Origin of the sequence: Xanthomonas sp. SHU 308 (assembly GCF_000364645.1) — a bacterium.
GTDB classification, from domain to species: Bacteria; Pseudomonadota; Gammaproteobacteria; order Xanthomonadales; family Xanthomonadaceae; genus Xanthomonas_A; species Xanthomonas_A sontii.
In genome coordinates this window covers 1-7,068 of the sequence record NZ_AQOK01000174.1, presented here as the reverse complement: position 1 = coordinate 7,068, position 7,068 = coordinate 1, and the positions used below count along the sequence as shown (strand labels likewise).

Here is a 7,068-nt window from a genome sequence, read left to right as displayed (position 1 = left end):
GCCGAGGCCGGCAGCCCGCAGGCCGCGCGCGACGCCGCCCTGGCGTTCCTGGCGCCGCTGCGGCAGGCGCTGGACGCGGGCTGAGCCCCGCCTGGTCCGTCGCGAACGCCCGCCGCGTGCAGGCGTTCGCGTTTTGCCGCAACGCCGCAAATGCGGTGTGTGCGGATCATGCGGTACATGCATCGTTGGTCGGACCGCACGCGCCGTCGCTGGCCCCCGCTTGCGTGTCGACGATGCGGGATGGCGGCGACGCTACCGCACGTCCCGCGTTGCGCGGCCGCAGCAGGCGTCCTGGCGGCAGCCGCGCCGGTACCGGCCGGCCTGGCCGCTCCATGCGCCACCGTCTGCAGGCCACCGGGGGACCGAGTTAGACTGTCGCCCCTCTGCGGCTCTCGCGGCCGCCCAATGGATCGTCACATCGCATGAGTTGGCTCAGCAAATTGATGCCTTCGGGCATCCGCACCGACAGCACGCCCAGCAAGAAGCGCAGCGTTCCCGAAGGCTTGTGGGAGAAGTGTCCCAACTGCAGCGCCGTGCTGTACCGGCCGGAACTGGAGGAGAACCTGGAGGTGTGCCCGAAGTGCGGCCACCACATGGCGATCCGCGCGCGCGCGCGCCTGGCCGCGCTGTTCGACGCCGACACCGCGCCGACCGAGATCGGTGCGCGCCTGGGTCCGACCGACGCGCTCAAGTTCAAGGACCAGAAGAAGTACGGCGAGCGCATCAAGGCCTCGCAGAAGAGCACCGGCGAATACGACGCGCTGGTGGCGATGCAGGGCCTGCTCAAAGGCCAGCCGCTGGTCGCCGCTTCGTTCGATTTCGCCTTCATGGGCGGTTCGATGGGCTCGGTGGTCGGCGAGCGTTTCGCCCTTGCCGCGGAGACCGCGCTGAAGATCGGCGCACCGTTCGTGTGCTTCTCCGCCAGCGGCGGCGCGCGCATGCAGGAAGGCCTGTTTTCGCTGATGCAGATGGCCAAGACCTCGGCCGCGCTCGGCCGCCTGCGCGAGGCCGGCCTGCCGTACGTGTCGGTGCTGACCCATCCCACCACCGGCGGCGTCTCGGCCAGCTTCGCCATGCTCGGCGACATCAACATCGCCGAGCCGTACGCGCTGATCGGCTTCGCCGGCCCGCGCGTGATCGAGCAGACCGTGCGCGAGACCCTGCCCGAAGGCTTCCAGCGTTCGGAGTTCCTGCTTGAGCACGGCGCCATCGACCAGATCTGCGACCGCCGCGAACTGCGCGACCGCCTGTCCGAGCTGCTGGCGCTGATGATGCGGCAGCCGGCCCCGGCGAAGAGCGAGGCGGCATGACGGCCGGGAATCGGGAGTCGGGAATGGGGAATCGTGGTGTCGCGCGTGCGTCGCATCGCGCGGCAAGCCCATGCTTGTCGCGATCCCTGGACGTCTCCGGCTGTTCCCGATTCCCGATTCTCCATTCCCGATTCCCCAGCGCATGAGCCAACGCAAATACTTCGGCACCGACGGCATCCGCGGCCGGGTCGGGCAGGGGGCGATTTCCGCCGATTTCGTGATGCGCCTGGGCAATGCGCTGGGCCGCGTGCTGGTCGCCGGCGGCACCGCACGGCCGACCGTGGTGATCGGCAAGGACACGCGCATCTCCGGCTACATGTTCGAGTCGGCGCTGGAGGCCGGGCTGGTCGCGGCAGGCGCCAACGTGCAGTTGCTCGGGCCGATGCCGACTCCGGCGGTGGCGTTCCTCACGCGCACCCTCGGCGCCGATGCCGGCATCGTGATCAGCGCTTCGCACAATCCGCACTACGACAACGGCATCAAGTTCTTCTCCGCACACGGCGAGAAGCTCGACGACGCCACCGAGCAGGCGATCGAGGCCGCGCTGGACGCACCGTTCGCCACGGTCGAGTCCGAGCGGCTGGGCAAGGCGATGCGCGCGCGCGAGGCGATCGGCCGCTACATCGAGTTCTGCAAGGCCAGCGTGCCGCGCGGCTTCGACCTGCGCGGGCTGAAGCTGGTGCTGGACTGCGCGCACGGCGCGACCTACCACATCGCGCCGCTGCTGTTCCGCGAGCTGGGCGCGGAGGTGATCGCGATCGGCGCCGCGCCGGACGGGCTCAACATCAACGCCGGCGTCGGCTCGATGCACATCGACAACCTCGCCGCCAACGTGCGCGAGCATGGCGCGCACCTGGGCATCGCCTTCGACGGCGACGGCGACCGCGTGCTGATGGCCGACGACCAGGGCAACCCGGTCGACGGCGACGGTCTGCTGTACGTGCTGGCCTGCGGCTGGCAGGCCAGCGGCCGCCTGCACGGCCCGGTGGTCGGCACGTTGATGACCAACTATGGCCTGGAACGGGCGCTGGCCGCGTTGCAGGTGCCGTTCCTGCGCGCCAAGGTCGGCGACCGCTACGTGCACCAGGCACTGGTGGAACAGGGCGGGGTGCTCGGCGGCGAGGCCTCCGGGCACATGCTGTGCCTGGACCGCGCCACCACCGGCGACGCCATCGTCAGCGCGCTGCAGGTGCTGGAAGTGCTCAAGCGCTCGCGGCAGACCCTGCGCCAGGCGCTGGCCGGCCTGCAGAAGGTGCCGCAGCAGACGGTCAACGTGCGCCTGCAGCCGGGCGTGCGCCCGCTCGAGGCCGATACCGTGAAGGCCGCGCTGGCCGCGGCGCAGGCGGCGGTGCAGGGGCGCGGGCGCGCCTTCCTGCGCGCCTCCGGCACCGAACCGGTGGTGCGGGTCACGGTCGAGGCCGACGATGCCGCGTTGATGCGACAGACCCTCGACGCCCTGGCCGAGGCGGTCCGTGACGCGGCGTGAGTCGATCGCCATTTTCCTCTTCGTGATCGTCGCCAAGGCGGTCACGTTCTACCTGCTGTATCGCCTGCTGCGCTGAGCGCGGCGTTTGCTTCCTCTCACGAGATGACGGTTCCTGCCATGACTGCGCGCATTCCCACCCTCGACATCACCCGTTTCGACACCGACCGCGAGGCCTTCGTCGCCGAGCTGGGCGCGGCCTACCGCGAGTGGGGCTTCGCCGGCATCCGCAACCACGGCATCGCCCAGGCGCAGATCGACGCGGCCTACGACGTGTTCAAGGCGTTCTTCGCCCTGCCCGAGGAGACCAAGCGCACCTACCACCTGCCCGGCAGCGGCGGCGCGCGCGGCTATACCGCCTTCGGCGTGGAGACCGCCAAGGACTCCAAGCACTTCGACCTGAAGGAGTTCTGGCACATCGGTCGCGAGATTTCCGACGACTCCCCGTACCGCGCGGTGATGCCGCCGAACCTGTGGCCGAGCGAGGTGCCCGGCTTCCGCACCCACGGCTACGGCCTGTACCAGGCGCTGGATGCGCTCGGCGCGCGCGTGCTGTCGGCGCTGGCCCTGCACATCGGCCTGCCCGAGCATTACTTCGTCGACAAGACCGATTCGGGCAACTCGATCCTGCGCCCGATCCACTACCCGCCGATCACCGCCGACGACATCCCCAACGTGCGCGCCGGCGCCCACGAGGACATCAACCTGATCACCCTGCTGGTCGGCGCCAGCGCCGCCGGCCTGGAAGTGAAGTCCAAGCAGGGCGAGTGGGTGCCGTTCACCTCCGACGCCGACACCATCGTGGTCAACATCGGCGACATGCTGCAGCGCCTCACCAACCACGTGTACCCCTCGACCACCCATCGCGTGGTCAACCCCCCGGGCGAGCAGGCGCGCCAGCCGCGCTACTCGGTGCCGTTCTTCCTGCACCCGAACCCGGACTTCGTGATCGACGTGCTGCCGTCCTGCGTCAGCGCCGACAACCCCAGCCGCTATCCCGAGCCGATCACCGCGCAGGGCTACCTGGAAGAGCGCTTGCGCGAGATCAAGCTGAAGTAAGTCGCGCCCGCAACGCTGCGTGCCGCCGCCGGGACGCCCGGCGGCCGGGACCGGCCTCAAGCCGGGTCCATTCACTGCCGATATCGCTTGCAGGTCGCCCTCGACGCGCCGTCCGGGAGGTCCGGGCGCTGCCAGCCGGGCCCGTAGCGAGGGTGCGATGACAAGGCGAACAGGATCGTTCTGGCGGCAAGGCCGCTGCCGTTGGCTTGCCGTGGTGCTCGCGATGGCGGCGTTGCCGGCCGCGGCCACGCCGGTCACGGTGCTTGTGGCCGACGCCGCCGGTCCGCTGGCCGATGCCGTGGTCAGCCTGCAACCGGCCGTGCCGGCGCGCCCGGCCGCGACGGCCTCGGCGACGGCGACGATGGATCAGGTCAACTCGCAGTTCGTGCCCGCAGTGCTGGCGGTGCAGGCCGGCAGTTGGGTGCGCTTTCCCAACAGCGACCAGATCCGCCACCAGGTCTATTCCTTCTCGCCCGCCAAGCGCTTCGAACTGCCGCTGTACCAGGGCAGAACCGCCAAGCCGGTGCGCTTCGAGCAGGCGGGTCTGGTCACGGTGGGCTGCAACATCCACGACTGGATGGTCGGCTACGTGGTGGTGCTGGATACCCCGTACTTCGCGGTGACCGGCGCCGACGCGCAGGTGCGGCTGGAGGTGCCGCCCGGCGCCTACGAACTGCGGGTGTGGCATCCGCGCCTGAGCGGCGCCGGCTACGCGCAACCGCTGCAGATAGCGCGCGCGCCGCTGCGCCAGGCGGTGCAGTTGGCCACGCGCGGACCGGCGCCGGTCGTCCCGGAAGATCCGCGCATCCGCGCGCTGCAGGACAAGTTCCGCCGCAGCCAGACGGCGCCGACGCGATGAAGCCGTGGCGGTTGCACACCCGCATCGCCGCGCTGCTGGTGCTGGTGGTGCTGGCGGCCCAGGCGCTGACGTTCCTGGCCGTGCACGTGGCGACCCGGCGCAGCGTCGCCGCGCAACTGGACGACGAACTGCGCACGGGCGAGCGCGTGTGGCAGCGCATCGATCAGCGCCGCGACGAGCAACTGCTGCAGGCCGCCTCGGTGCTGGCCGACGATTTCGGCTTCCGCGCCGCGGTGACCAGCGGCGACGTGCCGACCATGCAGTCGGCACTGCGCAACCACGCCGCGCGGGTGCGCGCGCCCAGCGCGCTGCTGCTGTCGGCTGACGGCCAATTCCTGGCCGGGCTGTCGGCGCTGCCGCAGGCGCAGCAACTGCGTGCGGTGCAGCCGCTGCTGCGGCAGGCGCAGCGCAACGGCAGTGCGGTCGGCATCGTGCTGCTGGACCGGCGCCTCATGCGTCTGGCGCTGGTGCAGGTGCTGGCGCCGCAACGGGTCGGCTGGGTCGCGATCGGCGGCGAATCCGGCGACGAGCTCGGCCAGGATTTCGTCGGCACCACCGGGCTGGACGCGACCTTCTTCACCACCCAGGGCGCACCGCAGGTGCTGGCCTCGACCCTGGATCCGCTGCGTGCCGCGCAGTTCCAGCAGCAACTGCGGCGCACGCCGCTGGCGTCGGCGGCCGCGCAGCCGCTGCAGTTGGGGCAGGCGCGCTACCTGCTGCGGGTGCGGCCGGCGTCCGACGACGGCCGGGTCATGGTCGCGCTGCAGGCCTCGCTGGACCGCGCCGACGCGCCGTACCGTCTGCTGAAGCTGCGCATCCTGATCCTGGCCGGCGTGGCCACGCTGGCCGCGCTGGTGGCGGCGATCTTCCTGGCGCGCGGGGTCAGCCGCCCGGTCGCGCAACTGGTCGCGGCGACGCGGCGTATCCAGCACGGCGACTACCAGGCGCTGCTGCCGCTGCACGCCGGTGCCGAACTGGCCGAGCTGGCCAGCAGCTTCGGCGCCATGCAGCGCCGCATCGCCAGTCGCGAGCAGGACATCCTGCACCAGGCGCGGCACGATGCGCTGACCGGGATGCCCAACCGCACGGCGCTGCTGCAGCAGCTGCAGTCCGTGGTCGAGGCCTGCCAGGCCGATGCCAGTTCCGCCGCGGTGCTGGTGCTGGACCTAGAGCGCTTCAAGGAACTCAACGACAGCTTCGGCCACGATTTCGCCGACCAGGTGCTGGTCCACACCGGGCGCCGGCTGGAGCAGGCGGTGCGCGCGCCGGACCGGGTCGGCCGGCTCGGCAGCGACGAATTCATGGTTGTGCTGGCGCACGCCGATGCCGCCGCGGTGGAGGCCTATGCCGACGAGCTGCTGGCGCAACTGAGGCACCCGCTGAGCCTGCCGCAGGCGCGGATCCTGGCCGACGCCAGCATCGGCATCGCGCTGATTCCCGCGCATGGCGCCGATGCCGACACCCTGTTGCGCCGCGCCGACATCGCCCGCCAGCAGGCGCGGCAACACGGCGGCGGCGCATCCGTGTACCGCGACGGGCAGGACGAGCAGCACCTGCGCCGCCTGCGCCTGACCGGCGACCTGCGCCAGGCGATCGCGCGCGGCGAGATGTCGCTGCGCTTCCAGCCGAAGATCTGCCTGGCGCGCGGCGCGGTCGAACAAGTGGAGGTGCTGCTGCGTTGGCGGCATCCGCTGCTCGGCCCGATCGGGCCGGACGAGTTCATTGCGTTGGCCGAGCACTCCGGCGCGATCCAGCAACTCACCCAGTTCGTGCTCGACGAGGCGATGCGCCTGCAGGCGCAGTGGCGCGGCCAAGGCCTGGATCTGGGTCTGGCGGTGAACCTGTCGGCGCTGGATCTCAACGATCCGGGGCTGCCGGCGTTCGTCAGCGGCTGCCTGGCGCGGCACGGCCTGGCCGCGCCGCGGCTGACCCTGGAACTGACCGAAAGCGCGCTGATGCGCGACGTCGAGCACGCCCTGCACATGCTGCAGCAGCTGCGCCGCTGCGGTGTACGCCTGTCCATCGACGACTTCGGCACCGGCTATTCGTCGTTGGCGCAGCTCAAGCGCATGCCGGTACACGAACTGAAGATCGACAAGAGCTTCGTGTTGCAATTGGCCGCGGGCAGCGACGACGCGGTGATCGTGCGCAGTACCATCGACCTGGGCCACCACATGGGCTTGCAGGTGGTCGCCGAGGGCGTCGAGCACGCCGCTGCGGAGGCCTTGCTGCGCAGCTACGGCTGCGACGTGGCGCAGGGCTATCTGTACGCGCCGCCGCTGGATGCGCCGGCGCTGCTGGCCTGGTGCGCGCGCCGCGCGGCGGCCGGCGCGGCCACACCGGCCCTGACCGAGGAG

At 71.1% G+C, this 7,068-nt stretch carries 5 protein-coding genes; all 5 read left to right on the top strand.

Going from position 1 to position 7,068, the window contains the following annotated elements:
• Positions 1–422: 422 nt before the first annotated feature.
• On the top strand, positions 423–1,310 hold the full coding sequence (gene accD / locus D588_RS0107050; protein WP_017909810.1) for an acetyl-CoA carboxylase, carboxyltransferase subunit beta: 888 nt from the start codon (positions 423–425) through the stop codon (positions 1,308–1,310).
• 142 nt (positions 1,311–1,452) lie between these two features.
• Complete coding sequence (gene glmM, locus D588_RS0107045) at positions 1,453–2,796, top strand: phosphoglucosamine mutase (RefSeq protein ID WP_017915479.1); 1,344 nt, start codon at positions 1,453–1,455, stop codon at positions 2,794–2,796.
• Between the two features lie 117 nt (positions 2,797–2,913).
• Complete coding sequence (locus D588_RS0107035) at positions 2,914–3,852, top strand: 2-oxoglutarate and iron-dependent oxygenase domain-containing protein (protein WP_017915477.1); 939 nt, start codon at positions 2,914–2,916, stop codon at positions 3,850–3,852.
• A 223-nt stretch (positions 3,853–4,075) separates the two neighbouring features.
• Complete coding sequence (locus D588_RS0107030; protein WP_017915476.1) at positions 4,076–4,711, top strand: methylamine utilization protein; 636 nt, start codon at positions 4,076–4,078, stop codon at positions 4,709–4,711.
• Positions 4,708–7,068: EAL domain-containing protein (locus tag D588_RS0107025; protein ID WP_017915475.1), on the top strand; the 2,361-nt coding region annotated here is incomplete at its 3' end. The genes D588_RS0107030 and D588_RS0107025, both read left to right, overlap by 4 nt.